Consider the following 18,899-nt stretch of genomic DNA (forward strand, 5'->3'; position numbering starts at 1 on the left):
GTTTCAATCCACGCCCCTACACGAGGGGCGACATACTGAAATGGTAGGTCTTTTCCGTTCTCTTGGTTTCAATCCACGCCCCTACACGAGGGGCGACAGACGAAGGCCGACATCTTCCCGAACCTTGCCATCATGTTTCAATCCACGCCCCTACACGAGGGGCGACATACTGAAATGGTAGGTCTTTTCCGTTCTCTTGGTTTCAATCCACGCCCCTACACGAGGGGCGACAGACGAAGGCCGACATCTTCCCGAACCTTGCCATCATGTTTCAATCCACGCCCCTACACGAGGGGCGACATACTGAAATGGTAGGTCTTTTCCGTTCTCTTGGTTTCAATCCACGCCCCTACACGAGGGGCGACAGACGAAGGCCGACATCTTCCCGAACCTTGCCATCATGTTTCAATCCACGCCCCTACACGAGGGGCGACATCCATGACGTTCGCAGTCTCGTCCCACATGCCCATGTTTCAATCCACGCCCCTACACGAGGGGCGACAAGCACTTGTTGCCGGTTTTCTGCTGGACTATCGAGTTTCAATCCACACCCCCCTGAGAGGGGTGACCAAGTACGGCTGGGGTGTTCGCTTCTGTCTGCACATGTTTCAATCCACACCCCCCTGAGAGGGGTGACCCGTTCAACGCCCACATGGCTGTTCCTCGTTCTCCGTTTCAATCCACACCCCCCTGAGAGGGGTGACGCCAGTCAGCACGTCCACCCCACTGGTGGTCCTTGTTTCAATCCACACCCCTACACGAGGGGCGACGGGTGGCCCTCGGCATCAATCTGCCAGAATACGGTGTTTCAATCCACGCCCCTACACGAGGGGCGACGGCGATAGCCACGAACATCCTGAACCTAGCGATGTTTCAATCCACGCCCCCACACGAGGGGCGACCGTCATTTCATCACCTATCGAGCACATAGCCACAGATGGCATACTCTCGAAGCACGCTTGTGGCCCACTGGCGAAACTGGGTGGCACGAATGCTGTTCACACGATAGCCCACGCTGATGATAGCGTCGAGATTGTAGAATTGAGTCAGGTAATTCTTACCGTCAGAAGCAGTTGCCGAGATTTTCTCGGTAACTGAATCTTTCTCCAATTCACCGCTCGCAAAGATGTGCTTCAGATGCAGTCCAATGTTATCAGTTGAGCAATCGAACAATGCCGCCATGGCCTTCTGGGTGCACCATACAGTTTTATCCTTGTAGTACACCTCAACCCCCTGTTCCTTACCTTCTATCTGGAAAATCAGAAACTCAGCCGTACTGTTTCTTATCTCGAATTTCTTAGGCATAAACGATTAAATCAGTTCTTCGACAGTTACACCTGCAGGAAGGTTGTCCTTCTCGATTTCATACACCTTGTAATCTTCGAACTTACGAGGAGCCCCATCGCATACCTTTTCAATTTTTACTAAATCGAATAGTTTGTTAGCAGGTGCATTGCCCAATACAGATTCGTGCTTGAAGACAATCAGCTTTTGGGCACTCATCAGTCCACGTGCAGCAGAGCGGTCGACATCGAACATATTCTTGAGCGCATCCCAGAACAGATTCAAGTCTTCTTCAGAAAAACCAGTCTGCTGGGCAAGATTAGCAGAGATAAAGCCATGACACACATATAGACCATAAGGTACAGTAGCCTTGCGCCCCATGGTGCGATTATCACCTCCTTGCTTCTCAGCCTCTTTTTCTGTGGCAACTGCCATACGAGTGATTGAGTGCTCCATAGCAGCAATAGGATCGACAGAACGGGCAAAAGTGAATTGAATGGGGCCTCGAACCTGGCCAGCATTCTTACCTGTTGACATTACTGCACCAAAGGTACGAATATCAAAATACTTTTTACACATCAAATCTCTCGCTGCCGAAGTCTTATCAGAAGCAGTCTTTACTGTATCCTCCTCATGGGCAGCATCGATGAGTGTATTCAAAACGGCTTTCTCTTTGATAAAGATATCATAGCCAGCGGCGCACTCCTTAGCCACTTGTACATAGTTACGCACTTTACGTTTCAAACAAACGTCTGTTACAAGTCCCATACCAGTTTCTGCATCCACACGTGGCAGATTACCTGCATCGGGATCACCATTGGGATTACCATCCTGTACATCAAAGATGTAAACGAAATCGATTCTGTTCTTTAATTCTGACATAGTTGTATCTGTATTTTTGTGATTACTCGTTATTTTTATCTTCATTCTTTAGAAAAAAGTCCTGGCGCTGGTGATAGTAGCCAATAAAGAATCGGCCCTGATCTTGCAAATCCAGCTGTGGCTTAAAACCATCAGCTTCAATCTTGCTGATAATCTCCTGTTTCAATTTCTCAAAATAAATCTTTCGACCTTCATTCTTCAAGTTCTCTACATGATGATTAGAGAGATTGAGAATCGTAGAGAATACTGCAGCAGGTGTTGAACTTGCAGAATTCATGTAGCGTTCACGAATGGAATGCTGATTGTTTGCTTCCTCTTGAATCTTGTCAAGTACAGCAAACAGGCGGCCGCAAAGGTAGCCTTGATTAGTGTTGTCTTTGTCTAACATAACATTTATTTTTTGATTATTATCTATTCTGTTTAAATATGCCTTAATAATGGCTGCACGAGTGATATGCACAGCATTCTTATCTTTATCGCCTGACTCAGCACGAATACGACGAATGCATGAAGCAAAAAGCGTTTGTGGATAAGGAATACCTTGGAAGATGCTTTTTACAACAGCATCTGGCAGATTAGGAGTTGCATCCGATGCTTTTCCGCCAAGCGTTACCGTACTGAGTATATTACGCAAACTCGTATATGGCTTCTTTTCTAAGCGCGTATCCACAACTGTCATGTCTTCGAAATGCTTACAGATGGTGCCAGCAAACTCCTTTAACGGTATTTCGGCCCAATATACCACTGCTATTCGTGCAGAATTAGGTGCAAGTCCTAAAATATAGAACTTATCTTCGGATGTGGTTTTTATTTCACCAGAATATATGGCTGTGAACACTTTCCGAACTTGTTCTATATTCTTATTTGGGTCATCTTCTTGCTCAGAAAATCCAAACATATTGAAGATGCTATCTTCTGCCTCTTTTCCAGCTTCGTCATTTTTGGATGCCCAGAAAAGGAATGTACGCGAGCCCACCATGAACTTATTACGAGAGTTTGCCTCTAACAGATGATTGAGCGCTGTAGTATATGCAAACTCTGCATCTTCACCGATTGGTGCATTACCACCTTTGGTCTTTCCGTAAGAATCATAACCAGAACTAACTTGAAAAGCTACTAACTTAGCCGTGGCCTGACTACCAGGTATCATAGTTGCAGTCGTAGTTTCTACAGCCTTCCCTTTTTTGCCTGATACAATACATACCTGCCCATCACCCGAAGGCTCTTCGTCCTCAATATCTAACAAGTCTACTTTCTCGGCAACAATATTTGTATCACCTTCAAGAAGAAACGAGAATGTAGAATACTTCTTGTTTAGATTCCTTTCTATCTCAGACCATAAAGGGTCCTGTTTCATTTGCTCAAGAATGTCTTGCTGCTCTTGACCATAGAAATTACGAACAGCTAAAATTGTTTCGTTGTTGGGATGTAAGTTATAAATATCATCGATTTTTTCTTTAAATTTCTGATATTGTGCCATTACATCTCCCTTATCAGAATAGCCAAAGACATAGCCACTATTGTCATATAGATAATTAGCTGCTAGTGCGCTCGTACGTCCTACGTGCTTCTTTACAAGAAACTTTTGTGCCTGTTTTTTATCTATTCGACGATCTTCAAACCTTAGGAAATGCCCCTCTTTGTCGATGACAATCAGGAATCCAATCTCTTTAAGTTCCATTCCTTTTCGAGGCAAATCACCACAACGATGGTAATAATCATATAATGCGTTTAGTATCATCTTAAAATCTCCTCACTATCTTTAGGTGGAACATTAATAACACCGTTCTCCATCTGCGCACGATAGAACATAGCTGGTGGATTCTTTAAGTTATGCTCAAAGTCCATATCATACAGCATGATACCCAGGTCGCGATTTTCGCTGATGGGAGCATCAAGCTCTTCCGTTTCTGGATTAACCAGTCTAAAGGAGCATGAACACTCGCGTGTGCCCAAATATGGTTGGTTGAAGCATTGACCTTTGCTAGCGCGACGCTCAAACATGGCATTGTATTTGGCAGGATTCTCATCGGGATGAGCCGTTTCGTCAAACAAAGAGGGTTGCTCGCCCTTGCGTTTACGCACAGGTATAAATTCAAGCTTTGCCCAGATGCGATAACGCACATCTTTCAGGCAGAGCGTATTCTTCTGTTGACGCTTATCTTCAATAAAGATAGGGTTCTTAGATGCCACAGCACCCACTTCGTTCCTACGTACAGAGGTCCATTTGATAGGATTGAGCATTTCAATCTTTGTAACCTGCCAGTGGATAGCGGGCTTCCAGAAGATAGCCTCAAAAATGGCGCGAGCTGCTGATGGCGTTATGACGTCATAGCTCACACGCTCCACTTTTAGTTCTGGACGGGTAAAGCAGGCCATAGGGCCCCATACCTCCAAACAAAATTCCTTATCTATATATTCCATTGTTTATATAATGTATGTTTCTTCTAACCATTGATTATCGATTATCAAGCCAGTATCCGCTTTGTAGAAACTGGGATTGGTAATCGCATATAAATTCTCGAATGGCTCCTCTACCGCCCCCATGCTTTGCAACTTATCGAAGTCACGTTTACGGATGTTGACACTATAGTGCGCCAACTTCTTCATAAGGTCATAGGAAGGACCTTGCGAGAGGAGTTGCTCATAGAGATCCATACTCTCTTTCCAATTGATGATGACAGATGTGGTTTGATCATCAATCAAGTGGAATTGACGAGCAGCTTCCTCAAACTCACATTCTTGCTTATATAGCATTTCTTGCATTTGCTTGCTATCGAAGTTATCCACACGAGAATGAAGTTGCTTAAAGTAGCAAGTCATTGCTTCGGGCGCAAACCAGTCATGCTGTTGCCCCATATTCAGACGAGCATTATTGGTTTGAGTCATAAAGCCGGATGGCAAGGGATGCTCCTTACCCAGGCTGAACACATAGGTGGTACAAAGCTCCGACTTACCTTCTCGATTGCAGCGGCCAGCAGCCTGAAGGATGGAATCTAATCCTGCCTCCTGACGAAAGACGACAGGAAAATCAATATCCACACCAGCTTCAATCAATTGCGTGGCAACAACTCGAAGTGGTTGATTCTTCTGTAGTTTTAATGCAGTTTTTATATATTCGATGGTGGCAGCAACATGTGCTGGACACATCATACGTGACAAATGAAGGCAAATACCTTCTTTTGGTAATCTATCGTAAAGTTCCTTAGCGTCGCGACGAGTATTGACAATGCATAAAACCTGTTGATGTTTGCTCAACTCCTCTGCTATATCGTCATAGCTCCTGGCCCCATCCATGAACTGCAACTCTACTCGTCGCAACTTATCATGTAATTTTGCACTATCAGGAATAATCTCATGAACAGATGATAGCGCGTCAAAACTAGCTTGAGGATTTGTGCTCTCTATCCGCCCGCTCAAGATGGGTTGGCTGGCAGTTGTGAAAAGTACAGACGCACCAAATACTCGCTGGAGTGTATTAAGGGTATCGACAATTGGCCTATAGAAATCCAAAGGCAATGTCTGAACTTCATCTAGGATAACAACACTCTTAGCAATATTGTGTAACTTGCGGCAATCTGAGCGCTTATTACTGAACAGAGACTCAAAGAACTGAACGTTAGTGGTTACGATGATGGGATAATCCCAGTTCTCTGTAGCTAACTGCAAACGCTCACGCAGCATCTTATCCTTTATTTCTTCGGGATTTATATTGGAATGATGCTCCAATACATTATCTTCGCCAAATATACGTTTCAGGGTAGCAGCTGTCTGCACGATGATGCTGGTATAAGGTATAGCGATGATAATACGCTGCAGATGATTTTTTGCTGCATGGTGTAAAGCCCATAGAACCGATGCCAGCGTTTTTCCACCTCCTGTTGGAACCGTCAGACTATAAAAGCCACTATTGCCTTGACTCTCCTTGATGCATTGCTCTTGCACATAGTTACGAATGCTATTAACTTCAGTATTTGGTGCGTTAGTTTTCAACTGCTGCAGATGGTTTTCCATCATCCGCAAAAGCTCTGGCATCGTCGCATGACCACCACGCAACCTAGCTTGTTCGGGATTCATGAAAGCCTCGGTGTCAAGACTATCTGCATCTACCAAACAAGAAAAAAGCATACGAACAGTATGATGCAAATCAAATCGTTCAAGCTTAGAAAACTTAGGCAACTGATAAGGAATAGGCTCATCAATGGTTACATCTTGAGGAACATCACACTTTGTTTCCTCAATATAAACACAATAATCATAAAGCCCGCGATGATGACCTGCTATAGGCTGTGCTATCAAGGGTGCAATCTGAGGGTACTGTTTCTGAGCTATAACAGCTCCTACGTAAGAGTGATTTGGTCCCTTTTTTATATATGTATAATCCTTATTATATCCCGTAGCTCCCTGAATATACTTTTGCCATTCCGATTGCTCTTTTCCTTTATCATGAAGAAGCCCCATGATTCGTCCTAAATCACCCATGCCAAAAGTCTCAGCAAAAGAAACTGCTCTTGCTGCAACACCACGTGAATGATCTTCGTTTGACTGAATTTCTAATTCAGGCGTACGGACGTGAGATATTATTATTTTATTTGCCATATTCTTAACTGAACGTGAATTCGCTGCAAAAATAACCTCTTAGAGTGCAAGGTATGTTCACTAATTTAATTTTTAGTGTTAAATATTTAAGTTTTTAGTGTTTTTTAATATTTTCATCATAGCAAACAATGCAATTCAAGATACCGAACCATACAAGACATCCCCCTTGTGACAGAATCGCGGTACACACAGAGTTGCACATGCTCAGTGCAAAGATACTAATTATCTAGCAAATCACAACGTTGATTAGGTTTGTAATTTTTTCTCAGTGTTGTTTATGTACGGTGCAAAGATACTAATATTTTAGCAAAAATGTTTCATATGCTATGATATTTCGTTCATTGGAAAAATCACGTTCCTATTTGACCTGTTATTTTCAAACAGTTCAAATGACAGAAACTACTTTTGCAATGTTTTTACAACTCTTTTGTTTTTTACGCAATAACTAAATTAATTATGAAAAGAACTATTTATTATTTCTGCCGACAACGGTTCTTCGGTTTTCCATTAGCGATGATCTGTATGGCACTGATGGGCTGCACAAAAGCGGCCGACGACATCATCATTCCACCAGCATCACTTACTCTTGATGCTTTCTACACGGGCTACATCAGTAGCACAGAACAGGACAATGGGGTGGTTTGGACTTGGTCACTCCTTCCTGACAACATGCAGATGGACATCACCATCACTTGCAACGGCATTCCCTACTGCCATGAAACTACACGCGCCACTACCCTCATTCAAAAGGATCTTGATACTAATGTGCGTTACGACTACCTGTTCCGACTCTTCGACGGCACCCACTACAGCGATGCTATCATGAAGACCTACACCCGCCAGGGAGCCACAAAACCACAACAGCTCTGCGTTGAACAGCAAGAGGGTACCGACGCCTACGAACTGTTGGTCAGCTGGACACCGAGCTACGACGCAACCGAGATTCTGCTGAAAGGAACCAATGGCACCCGAATGGTACAGGAAACACTGAAAGGCGATGCCACCACATATACGATAGATCAAATTACCGACAACGAGACGTGGACCTTTGAGCTGACGGCACACAATGAAAAGGGTAGCTCGCTGCCTGTGACCACCATCTTCAAGTCGGGCAAACAAAAGGTGGCTTTTCTGAGCCAGTATGCCTCACCAGAGGAGTGCGTGAACATGGGCGACGACGATGAAGCCAGCGCATGGCTGTGGTTTCACGAAACATATCCCAACAGCAAGTTTCTCAGCGCTTCCGACATCAAAGCGACAGAGGATCTTGCCGACTATCGGGTGCTCTTCTATATACGCGACATAGACAGCGGAAACGAAGACGACGCATGGAACCAGCCAGTCAGCATTCAGCAGGCCACGCCCTATATACGCGAGTGGTATAAGGCGGGTGGAAACATGGTACTGTGGCAGCACGCCGTGGCATTCATCACCGACCTGGGGCGCATGGACAGAGACATGATGCGCAGTGTGGATCACCGGGTGACCATAGGCAACGGCAGCTGGAATGGAGGCATCTGGCACATGGCAGTACAGATAAACCCTGGCAGCTATTTCGTGGAGGACTTCTCCTCTCATCCTCTCTATAAGGATGTAGATGTGCGCACCGACGGACGTTCTAAGTATGTGACCGTGAAAGGACCGGCATGGACTGAAGACCATAATATTGTGTTCCATAACCTGCCAAGTCTGATAACAGGCTACAACAACCAGGACCCCCGCTGCTACGATGCACTGACTGAGATTTACGGCATCTACCCACTGGGGGTATGGGACTCACAGATAGACTGGGTGAGTCAGCTCAACGTATGGGAAGCCCGTCAGGGCAATACCGAGTGTCGGGGCACGCTGCTATGCATAGGCAACGGTGGCTGTGAGTTCTCTTACAAGAATAGCGACGGCACGCCCGACAAGAATGCTTATCCGCACAATAGTCAGTACCAGTCAAATGTTTTAAAAATGGCAAGAAACGCAATAGAGTACCTTAAAACACGATAAATCCTTATGAAAATGAATATAATAATAGCAGTAATGGCTCTCATCGCAGTGGCCTGCAAGACAGAAGATCCGAATGTGATACTACAAGAGCGCGCATTCGTGAGCGGATCATCAGTGAACGTGGAACAAAACATTCCCACCATTGACAACGGATGGTACAGGGAGAAAAACCGTCCACAGATACACTTCACACCAGAAAAGAACTGGATCAACGACCCCAACGGCATGGTGTATGCCAACGGCATTTGGCATCTTTACTACCAATACAACCCCTACGGACACGACTGGGGTAACATCTCGTGGGGCCACGCCACCTCTACCGACCTGTTTCACTGGAAAGAACAGCCCGTGGTGCTCGAACCCGACGAGCTGGGCTATATCTATTCAGGATCGGCCGTGCTCGACAAAAACAATACCGCCGGCTTTGGCGAGAATGCCATCGTGGCGATGTACACCGCGCATGGTGCTCACGAACAGCAGTGTATCGCCTACAGCACCGACGGGGGCATGACTTTCACTAAGTATGAAGGTAACCCTGTCATCAAAAACACCACCCATGGCGACTATCGCGACCCCAAAGTGGTGTGGGACGACGTGACCAACATGTGGTACTGCGTCTTCGCGCTGGGCGGAGAGCACACCGCGCAGATATGGAAATCGGCCAACCTCAGGGAATGGAGCATCTGCAGCACCTTCAATGCCAGCGCATATCCAAAATGCAACGATGGTATATGGGAATGTACCGACCTGTTTCCCATGCAGTACAAAGGCGAACGCAAATGGGTGCTCACGGTGAACATCAGCGGCGGCGGCCCTGTCCTTGGCTCGGGCACCATGTACTTTGTGGGTGATTTCAACGGCAAACGCTTCATAGCTGACCACTATAACTACCCCCTCTGGGAAGACCACGGCATGGACGACTATGCCAGCGTGACTTGGAGCAATACGGGCGATAGAACGGTGTGCATCGGCTGGATGAACAACCAGGCGTATGGCGGTTATCCGGTGTCACCTTGGCGCTGCTGCATGACGCTGCCTCGCGAAATGGTGCTGGAGGAATACGATGGACAGCCACTGCTGAAGACCACCATCGTCAGCGAGATTGAAGGCATCGCCGATGACTGGCACTCGGTGAAGGGGCAGACAGCCTCTATATCATCCTTGCTTGGGGCACTTCCTATGGGTATGAATGGCACAAAACCATCGCTCGATGCCTATCAGGTAAATGTAACGATAGACACGAGTGCTGACTGCGAGATAAAGCTGTCTAACAGCGTGGAACAGGCCTACACCGTGAAATATCTGGCGGCAACGAGGGAACTTGTCATCAACCGTGGTGCCAAGACAGGAAACACGGGCTTCCATCCCAACTTCGCCATCCCCGACATGCGCTCATCTATCTTCTCAAACAAGGAAAAGGTGACGCTCTGCGTGTATGTAGATCAGTCGAATATTGAGGTGACTACCGACGATGGCTCGGTCATCATGTCAACACTGGTGTTCCCTGACTTCATCTATGACCAACTGATGGTAAGCGGACAGAAGGCTAAGTCGAAAATCAGAAACCTAAACAGGGTGTGGAAGAAGGATTGAAAAGCTACCTCTTGTTACTAAAAAACATGCCGGTGAGGATGAGCATCGTGCCGATGAGGAAGTAGAGGGTGATGCGCTCGGAGAGCATGAGCCAGGCAAAGAGGACGGTGGTGACGGGGTTGAAATAGACGTAGTTGGTGGCTACGACGGCACCGAGCTTCTTCAGGGCCCAGTTCCATGCAATAAAGCAAATCATAGAGGCTACACAACCCAGGAACAGGAGGTTGAGCACCATCTGGGGGGTGAACACGTGGAGCACGCGGGGGGTGAAGATCCACACCTCTTCGGGGCGCATGATGAAATAGGGCACCATGAACACGAGGCCGTAGAAGAACACCTTACGGGTGATGAAGAGGGTGCGGTAGTGATGGGTGGCTGGTATCATCAGCAGCGAATAGAAGGCCCAACAAAGACAGGCACCAAGGGCGAGGGCATCGCCCAAAGGCGAGAGGTGGAGCACGAAATGGCCATTGAGCACCACGACGACGACGCCAAGGGCGGCCATCAGCGTGCCTACTATCTGGATGCCATGCAGGCGCTGGGAGCGATAGAACAGGCTGATGAGGCCGGTGGCAAACAGCGGACTGAGACAGACGATGAGCGAGGTATTGGTGGTGGTGGTATAGACCATGGAGGTGTTCTCGGTGAGGAAGTAGAGGGTGCCACCACTGAGACCGAGCAGGGCCATGAGCAACTCGTCGCGCCACGAGGCGGCAAACCAGCGGAACGAGCGGCGCGTCATGGCATAGGCCAGCAGCAGCACGTAGGCTATGATGAAGCGCAGGGTGAAAATCTGGGCTGCCGTGAGTCCGGCCATGAGCAGTAGTTTGGTGTATATAAAGGTGGTGCCCCAAATGGCTACCACGAGGAAGGCTGTGAAATGATAAACTAGTTTGTTCATAATGCTATATTATTTGGTGTGCAAAGTTACGCTTTATTGGTGATACGAACAAATAATATCGTGTTTTTAAATTGTTGATGAGGGCTGTTTCGATGCGCAAGAGTGCCACTATGATGCAGCAAGAGTGGCACTTTTGACTCGCAAGAGTGCCACTCTTGGTGTCGATCTAGAGTCTAGAAACATCAATTCTAGACTCTAGAATCTGTCGATGTAGACTTTAGAAAGGGTCATTCTAGACTCTAGAAAGGGCGTTTCTAGACTCTAGAAATGATGCAAGAGTTAAACTATGAGCTTTATATACCCACCATTCTACCCGGTTAAAGTTTTACTATTAGATGCGAAAAGCGTAACTTTGCAACTGGAAAATTAAAGCGACAAGATCGCCATACATACAGAGAACGACTATTTATAACCATTAAAAACACGATTATGGCACTATTTTACAAATTCAGGCAAAACAATGATAACACGAAACCTAAGGCCTACAAGAAGTGGTTTGCACGGGCTGTTCACACCGAGACGGTGGGCATCCGCGAACTGTCGGAACAGATGCAGTGCAACAGCACGGTGAAGCGCTCGGACATCCTGGCCGTGCTGAGCGAACTGGCCGAGACCATGACCACCGAACTGCAGAGCGGACGCAAGGTGCATCTGGAGGGCATCGGCACCTTTATGCTTGGCATCAGCAGTCGCGGATGCGACCGCCCCAAGGACTTCCGCACCGACCGCGACGTGGTGGACGTGCACGTGGTGTTTCGACCCGACACCTACCGCACGCGCAACGGCGTGATGAAACACGCACTGACCGACGGCACCCGCCTCGTGGAGATGCCTCACTACCGGAAACCGGAGTAGTTAAATGATTTTAAATTCTGCGGTTTTTAACACATTTACTGGCTCGATTGAACATATATTGCACTCTAAGATTCTACTTTTGCCGCCGTTATAACAATCAATGATATTAAAACAATGAATCAAACCTTCACCGGCCGCGAGGCGCGGCTCCACCTGGCTTCAGAGGTGGCACAAATTCTGAGAAATCACAGTCAAGACGAACAACTGCACTGGAAGGGTTCGACCGTGGACCTGATGGAGGCACTGCACATTGCCTTCCTGACCAACACGCTGACCAACGACGAGGGACAGTACATGTCGTTCACGGCCATCGTGCAGAGTGCCTGCGAGGTGCTGCACGTGCGCATGCCGCGCAACCCTTATAAATATGCTGCACAGGGCCGCCAGCGACAGGGCTTCCGCAACCGTCCCTACATGGATCGCTACTTGTTTTTGCTGGACAACAATCCACACCCGCTGTGGCAACAAATAGAGAAAAACTGAAAAAAATGTTCTGTTTTTTTTATTATTTCAAGGATTATTTATATTTTTGCCAACAGGAAAATCAATAATGAGAAAAAACGAAAAGCATGAGAAAATTATTCATAGGACTGAGCATCCTGCTTTACCTTTCCTGCGATGACGTGTTTCAGACACATCCCTACGATGTGAATATCAAGGGCGAGAAGAACCTCAACGCCAAGAACATGGCTATCATAGAAGAGGCATTTGCCAACAAGAACCCGTTGCGCGTGGCTTTTATCAGCGACAACCACCTGTGGCAATCGGACTTCCGCGACGAGATTAGCGACCTGAACAAGCGCACGGACGTGGACTTCGTGGTGCACTGTGGCGACCTGACGGACACGGGCACCAACAAGGAGTTTGAGTGGTCGAGAGACATACTCTGCATGCTGAACCACCCGTTTGTGACGCTCATTGGCAACCACGACTTTCTGGGCACGGGCGACCAGGCCTACGACGTGATCTATGGCGAGAAGAACTTCTCGTTTATAGCCAACCGCATCAAGTTTGTATGCATCAACACCAACGCCACGGAGTATAACTACATGGCTGCCGTGCCCGACTTCAACTTCATGGAAGAGGAAATGGTGAAGGATGCAGACCGCTTCGACAGGACCATCATCATCATGCATGCCCCACCCTACAGCGACCAGTTTCCCGACAACGTGGTCAAGGCCTTCAGGCGCTACCTGGACTTCTTCCCGGGGTTGATATGCTGCGTTTACGGCCACGTGCATCGCAACGAGGTGAAGGACATCTACAACGATGGCCTGCTGTTCTACGGCATTGACAGTGCCGAGGGTCGCAACTACAGAATATTCACTTTCACAGCAGACGGTTATGAAACAGAGCAGATTGATTACTAGCCTCCTCCTGCTGCTATGCTCACTGCAGATAACCGCAGGCGACAGCATCTTTGTGCAACAGTCACACGAGAGTAAATACGACATGCGCATACGCCGCTATAGAAAACACTGGGCGGGACTCATCCCCACACAGTTTGTCATTCAGAACGCTGGCAACATGGGATTGCTGTCGGCCGGACTGGGCTGGAACTACGGCAGCCGCCGACAGTGGGAGACCGACCTCATGGTGGGATTCATACCCAAACACCAGTCCACACGCACCAAAATGACCATGACGCTGAAGGAGAACTATATCCCCTGGAGCATCACGCCACGCGCGGACTTCAACAAACAGAAGCTGCTGAGCGTGGAACCGCTGACAGCCAGTCTCTACATCAACACCGTCTATGGCGACGAGTTCTGGAAGAACCAGCCCAACCGCTACCCAGACAAATACTATGAGTTTATGTCGACGAAGTTCCGACTGAACGTGGCACTGGGACAGCGCATCACGATGAACATACCCGAGAAGCTGCGCATCAGACACAGTCGTGTGTCGCTGTTCTACGAGGTGAGCACCTGCGACCTTTACATCCGTGCCATGTTCCAGGACAGCAGCGTCAAGCTGAAAGACATCATCGGTCTTTCGCTGGGTATCAAACTACAAACACTATAACAAAAACATCACGCAGATGAAAAGATTCATATTACTACTTGCCTGCATACTGACCATAAGCACCATCGGTGCTGAACAGCAGGCACGACGGAAGAAAGTGGCCGTGGTGCTGAGTGGCGGCGGCGCCAAGGGCGTGGCCCATATAGGCGTGCTGAAGGTGCTGGAAAAGGCTGGCATACCCGTTGACATCATCACGGGCACCTCGATGGGCAGCATCGTGGGCGGACTGTATGCCATTGGCTACAACGCCCACTCGCTGGACTCGCTGGTGCGCAACCAGGACTGGAGCTATGTGATCACCGACCGCGAGAACCTGAAAAACCAGAGTCTGAGCGACCGTAAGAAACAGAACACTTATTTCATCTCGACCAACGTCACAAAGACGAAGCGCAACAAACTGGCGGGCGGACTGATCACCGGCAAGAACATCTCGGAACTGTTTAACAAGCTCTGCGTGGGATATACCGACTCGCTCAACTTCTCGCGCGACCTGCCCATACCGTTTGCCTGCGTGGCTACCAACATTATCAACTACGAGGAGTATGACTTCCACAGTGGCCGACTGCCACAGGCCATGCGTGCCTCGATGGCCATACCGGCCGTGTTCTCGCCCGTGAGACTGGACGGCAAGGTGCTGGTGGACGGCGGACTACGCAACAATTTCCCTGTAGATATTGCCCGCGAGATGGGAGCCGACATCGTGATAGGCGTCTCGGTGAACGACCACCCCATGGGCTATGACGACGTGTGGGGCACGATGAGCGTGGTGAACCAGATTGTGAACATGAACTGTAAGAACAAGTTTGACGAGAACAAGGAGGCCACTGACCTCTACCTCTACGTGGATCCCGACGGCTATACCGCCGCCAGCTTCTCGGCCACGGCCATCGACACGCTGATACGTCGCGGCGAGGATGAAGCCATGCGCCACTGGGACGAGATCATGGCCCTGAAAAAGCGCATCGGCATCAGCAGCAAGTACAAGCCCACCATCCTGCACCCACTGAATCCGAAGGTGATGACCATGAAACAGAAGATAGACAGTTGTGTGTTTGTGGATATGACACCCCAGGACGAGCGCTTCCTCAGACAGAAGTTCCACCTGGACAAGCTGGACAGCATCAACGCCACACTGGAACAGCAGATCACCACGTCGGTGCGCGTGGACCTGTTCTACCAGACGGCTGAATGCCAGCTGGAGCCCACCAAGGAGGGACAGGTGCTGCGCATCGTGGCCGGACAGCGCAAGCGCAGTCGCTTCCATGCCGGCGCCCGATACGACACGGAGGAGTATGCTGCCGTACAACTGGGACTGGACGTACCCATGAAGACCTCGACGCCCATGAACACCGACCTCACACTGAGGCTGGGCAAACGACTGATGGCGCGCGGCGAACTGACCATCCACCCGCTGAACTTCACGCGCCCCACCCTGCGCTGCACCTACTATCGCAACGATATTGACATCTACTCGGAGGGCGACCGCGACTATAACATCCTGTACAACCAGTTCCAGGCGGAGCTGACACCCATCAACCTCAACCTGCGCCACTTCAACCTGAGGATGGGCGTGAGATGGGACTATATGCACTATCGCAACAAACTGGGATCGGAGTCATCGACACTGATAGCACTGAAGAACGAACACTTCTACAGCTACCGCGCTCAGCTGGACTACAACAGCGAGGACAACTGGTACTTCCCCACCCGCGGCGCTCGCTTCAAGGCTGAATATGCCTACCTGACCGACAACTTTGCCAAGCTGAACGGCAAGCCGGGCGTCAGCGACGTGAATGCCAACTGGCGCATCTCGTTCACCATGGGCAGCCGCTTCACCCTGCAACCCATGCTCTACGGACGCATCCTGCTGGGCACCAACGTGCCGCTGGTGCTGGGCAACACCATCGGTGGCGAGTGGTTCGGACACTATCTGGAACAGCAGATGCCCTTTGCCGGCATAGGCAATATGGAGTATGTGGACAATCAGTTTGTGGCCGCCCAACTGCAGGCGCAACAACGCATAGGCAGCAACCACTACGTGATGCTGCGCATTGGCGGCGGACAACAGGCCCACCAACTGAAAGACCTGCTGGACCGACAGACACTGCTGGGCACACAGCTGGCCTACTACTACCGCACACTGCTGGGACCGGCCGGCGCCACCATGGGATACAGCAACCACACCCGTCAGCTCTATTTCTACCTGAACCTGGGCTTTGAGTTCTGACGAAACACGGCAATAATTGAAAATAAAAAAGAAAATAATTGGTAGTGTCAGAAAGTTTTTGTAAGTTTGCAGTTTGAAATAATACTATAAAAAAAAGTTAGTGATGACATTTACTGAACAAGCTAATCAGATCTTCCAACAGGCGATACGCGACTATCACTTGACAGACAACGTGGACACGCCCATGAGAAACCCCTATGAGCGCGAGTCAATAGAGTACAACCTCTATCTGAAATGCTGGATAGACACCGTGCAGTGGCACTATGAGGACATCATACGCGACCCACACATTGACCCCAACGAGGCTCTGTCGCTGAAGCGCCGTATAGACCACTCAAACCAAGACCGTACTGACCTGGTGGAGAACATCGACTCTTACTTCCGTCACATCTACAGCGACGTGAAGCCCCTGCCAGACGCCCGACTGAACACCGAGAGCCCTGCTTGGGCCGTGGACCGTCTGTCGATACTTGCACTGAAGATATACCACATGGAGGAACAGGTGGAACGCGAGGATGCCGACGAAGAACACCGCCAGCGCTGTCAGGCCAAACTGAACGTGCTGTTGGAACAACAGGTGGATCTCTCGACTGCCATCGACCAGCTGCTGGAGGACATCGAGGCCGGACGCAAATATATGAAGGTGTACCGACAGATGAAGATGTACAACGACCCCAGCACCAACCCCGTGCTGTATAACAACAACAAATGAAGCAACACTTACTCATCATCCGATTCTCAGCGTTAGGCGACGTAGCCATGATGGTGCCCGTGGTCTATTCGCTGGCCATGCAGTATCCTGAACTGAGAATAACGGTGCTGAGTAAGCCATTTGCACGCAGCTTCTTTGAAGACCTGGCGCCCAACGTGAACTTCATGGCGGCCGACATCAAAGGCGAATACAACGGCATGAAGGGACTGAACTCGCTATACCGCCGACTGGTGGCAAAGCAGTTCACACACGTGGCCGACCTTCACTCGGTGCTGCGCTCTAACTACCTCAGACTGCGCTTCTTGATGGGCCACTTCAAGGTGCAACACATCGACAAGCACCGCAAGGACCGCCGCCGACTGGTGAAGCCCCACAACAAGCAGCGCCGACCACTGCCTGCACAGCAGACTAACTATATGGAGGTGTTTGAGAAGCTGGGATTCCCCATCAAGGAACTGACCTTCAACTCGGTGTTCCCCGCAGAGGGGGGCAACCTGAACATGCTGCCAAAGGCCATCGGACCAAAATGCTATTGGGAACAGTGGATAGGCATTGCACCCTTTGCTGCCCATCAGGGCAAGATCTATCCACCAGAGAAGATGGAACTAGTGGTGAAACGGCTGACAGAGAAATATCCTAAGTGCCGCATCTTCCTCTTTGGACGCGGCAAGGAGGAAGACCGCTACTTTAAGAAATGGGTGAAGGAGATGCCACAATGCGTGTTCGTGGGCTGGCATCTGGAAAACATGCATCAGGAACTGATACTGATGAGCCATCTGGATGTGATGGTATCGATGGACTCTGCCAATATGCATCTGGCATCACTGACCAACACACCCGTGGTCAGCGTATGGGGTGCCACACACCCCATGGCCGGCTTTATGGGCTACAAACAGAAAGAGGAAAACTGTGTGCAACTGAACCTGGACTGCCGCCCATGCAGCGTGTATGGCCAAAAGCCTTGCATCTTTGGCGACTATCACTGCATGACTGGCATCACCCCCGAGATGATCGTAGGGAAGGTGGATGCTATTTTAAATAAGGTTCAGCAAACTGATAAATAACGATTCCCGCCGTCACTGAGACATTCATGGAGTGTTTGGTGCCCAACTGGGGTATCTCCAAACAGCCATCGCTGGCATCTATCACTTCCTGATGGACGCCCTTCACCTCGTTGCCCATCACAATGGCATAGCGCTTGGTGGGATCGGGCGTGAAATGATTCAGCATGGTGCTGCCCTCACACTGCTCGATGCTGAGCACCACCACTCCCCTACTCTGCAACTCGCGAACGGCTTCGAGCGCCGTGGGGAAATAGCGCCACTCTACACTGTCTTCGGCTCCGAGCGCTGTCTTGTGGATCTCGGCATGTGGCGGACAACCCGTGATGCCACAAAGATAGACAGCCTCGGCACGAAAGGCATCGCAGGTGCGGAATACCGAACCTACATTGTGCATCGAGCGCACATCATCCATGACCACAACCAGTGGCAACTTCTCGGCTTCGTGAAACTCCTCGACCGAGAGGCGCTTCATCTCTATAGTACGTAACTTTCTCATTTCGTCTGCAAAGATAAGTATTTTAAGTGAGAAGTGAGAGGTGAGAAGTGGTTTTTTAAGTGAGAAGTGAGAGGTGAGAAGTAAGAAGTGGTTTTAACTGAGAGATGAGAGCTGAGAACTGAGAGGTGATTTTTTAATGAGAAAAAGGGTGTGGATAAGCTGGTGGATAACCCTGTTAATAACTATAGAATAACTTTGGAATAAGTTGTGGATTATACAATGGGCATTAGAGAGGGGTGGATATCAACACCCTTATTCAGGGC

15 protein-coding genes and 1 pseudogene are annotated in these 18,899 nt (G+C 49.1%); 9 read left to right on the forward strand and 7 right to left on the reverse strand.

Annotated features, from left to right (window positions below; genetic code table 11):
* Positions 1–915 precede the first annotated feature (915 nt).
* From T496_RS0111245 to T496_RS0111265, 5 genes and pseudogenes are all read right to left on the reverse strand, one after another.
* A pseudogene (locus T496_RS0111245) lies at positions 916–1,305 on the reverse strand (virulence RhuM family protein); the annotation flags it as partial.
* Positions 1,306–1,311: 6 nt separating this feature from the next.
* Positions 1,312–2,166 carry a type I-C CRISPR-associated protein Cas7/Csd2 gene (gene cas7c / locus T496_RS0111250; RefSeq protein WP_027450838.1) on the reverse strand — a complete coding sequence of 285 codons (855 nt, stop codon included), beginning with the start codon at positions 2,164–2,166 and terminating at the stop codon, positions 1,312–1,314.
* A gap of 22 nt (positions 2,167–2,188) precedes the next feature.
* On the reverse strand, positions 2,189–3,907 hold the full coding sequence (gene cas8c, locus T496_RS0111255; RefSeq protein ID WP_027450839.1) for a type I-C CRISPR-associated protein Cas8c/Csd1: 1,719 nt from the start codon (positions 3,905–3,907) through the stop codon (positions 2,189–2,191).
* A complete protein-coding gene (gene cas5c, locus T496_RS15175) occupies positions 3,904–4,590 on the reverse strand; it encodes a type I-C CRISPR-associated protein Cas5c (RefSeq protein WP_027450840.1) in 687 nt (228 codons plus the stop codon). The genes cas8c and cas5c overlap by 4 nt, the downstream gene beginning before the upstream one ends.
* Before the next feature lie 3 nt (positions 4,591–4,593).
* Positions 4,594–6,765, reverse strand: a complete 2,172-nt coding sequence (locus T496_RS0111265; protein ID WP_027450841.1) for a CRISPR-associated helicase/endonuclease Cas3 — start codon at positions 6,763–6,765, stop codon at positions 4,594–4,596.
* A gap of 456 nt (positions 6,766–7,221) precedes the next feature.
* Here T496_RS0111265 and T496_RS14095 point away from each other — a divergent pair, with 456 nt between their 5' ends.
* Together T496_RS14095 and T496_RS0111275 are read left to right on the forward strand one after the other, a co-directional pair.
* Positions 7,222–8,763, forward strand: coding sequence for a DUF4960 domain-containing protein (locus tag T496_RS14095; protein ID WP_081783639.1), 1,542 nt, complete (start codon positions 7,222–7,224; stop codon positions 8,761–8,763).
* Positions 8,764–8,775: 12 nt separating this feature from the next.
* Positions 8,776–10,356, forward strand: a complete 1,581-nt coding sequence (locus T496_RS0111275; protein WP_197018961.1) for a glycoside hydrolase family 32 protein — start codon at positions 8,776–8,778, stop codon at positions 10,354–10,356.
* Positions 10,357–10,360: 4 nt separating this feature from the next.
* On the opposite strand, the gene T496_RS0111280 is transcribed toward T496_RS0111275, so the two are convergent.
* Positions 10,361–11,257 (reverse strand): DMT family transporter, encoded by an 897-nt coding sequence (locus T496_RS0111280; RefSeq protein ID WP_027450843.1) that lies wholly within the window; start codon positions 11,255–11,257, stop codon positions 10,361–10,363.
* Between the two features lie 429 nt (positions 11,258–11,686).
* On the opposite strand from T496_RS0111280, the gene T496_RS0111285 reads away from it, so the two are divergent.
* From T496_RS0111285 to T496_RS0111315, 7 genes are all read left to right on the forward strand, one after another.
* Positions 11,687–12,112: an HU family DNA-binding protein gene (locus tag T496_RS0111285; protein ID WP_027450844.1), complete on the forward strand. Its 426-nt coding sequence runs from the start codon at positions 11,687–11,689 to the stop codon at positions 12,110–12,112.
* Positions 12,113–12,226: 114 nt separating this feature from the next.
* Positions 12,227–12,595: a hypothetical protein gene (locus T496_RS14100; protein WP_052342211.1), complete on the forward strand. Its 369-nt coding sequence runs from the start codon at positions 12,227–12,229 to the stop codon at positions 12,593–12,595.
* An 86-nt stretch (positions 12,596–12,681) separates the two neighbouring features.
* Positions 12,682–13,482, forward strand: a complete 801-nt coding sequence (locus T496_RS0111295; protein ID WP_044110119.1) for a metallophosphoesterase family protein — start codon at positions 12,682–12,684, stop codon at positions 13,480–13,482.
* Positions 13,457–14,137 (forward strand): hypothetical protein, encoded by a 681-nt coding sequence (locus T496_RS0111300; protein ID WP_052342212.1) that lies wholly within the window; start codon positions 13,457–13,459, stop codon positions 14,135–14,137. Before T496_RS0111295 ends, T496_RS0111300 begins: the two co-directional genes overlap by 26 nt.
* A gap of 16 nt (positions 14,138–14,153) precedes the next feature.
* Positions 14,154–16,364 (forward strand): patatin-like phospholipase family protein, encoded by a 2,211-nt coding sequence (locus T496_RS0111305; protein ID WP_027450847.1) that lies wholly within the window; start codon positions 14,154–14,156, stop codon positions 16,362–16,364.
* A gap of 103 nt (positions 16,365–16,467) precedes the next feature.
* Positions 16,468–17,076 (forward strand): DUF4254 domain-containing protein, encoded by a 609-nt coding sequence (locus T496_RS0111310; RefSeq protein ID WP_027450848.1) that lies wholly within the window; start codon positions 16,468–16,470, stop codon positions 17,074–17,076.
* A complete protein-coding gene (locus tag T496_RS0111315; RefSeq protein ID WP_027450849.1) occupies positions 17,073–18,140 on the forward strand; it encodes a glycosyltransferase family 9 protein in 1,068 nt (355 codons plus the stop codon). The genes T496_RS0111310 and T496_RS0111315 overlap by 4 nt, the downstream gene beginning before the upstream one ends.
* On the opposite strand, the gene T496_RS0111320 is transcribed toward T496_RS0111315, so the two are convergent.
* Positions 18,106–18,636, reverse strand: coding sequence for an RNA methyltransferase (locus T496_RS0111320; protein ID WP_027450850.1), 531 nt, complete (start codon positions 18,634–18,636; stop codon positions 18,106–18,108). The two genes, T496_RS0111315 and T496_RS0111320, sit on opposite strands and share 35 nt — an antisense overlap.
* Positions 18,637–18,899 lie beyond the last annotated feature (263 nt).

Source organism: Xylanibacter brevis P6B11, from assembly GCF_000621825.1.
Classification (GTDB): Bacteria; Bacteroidota; Bacteroidia; order Bacteroidales; family Bacteroidaceae; genus Prevotella; species Prevotella brevis.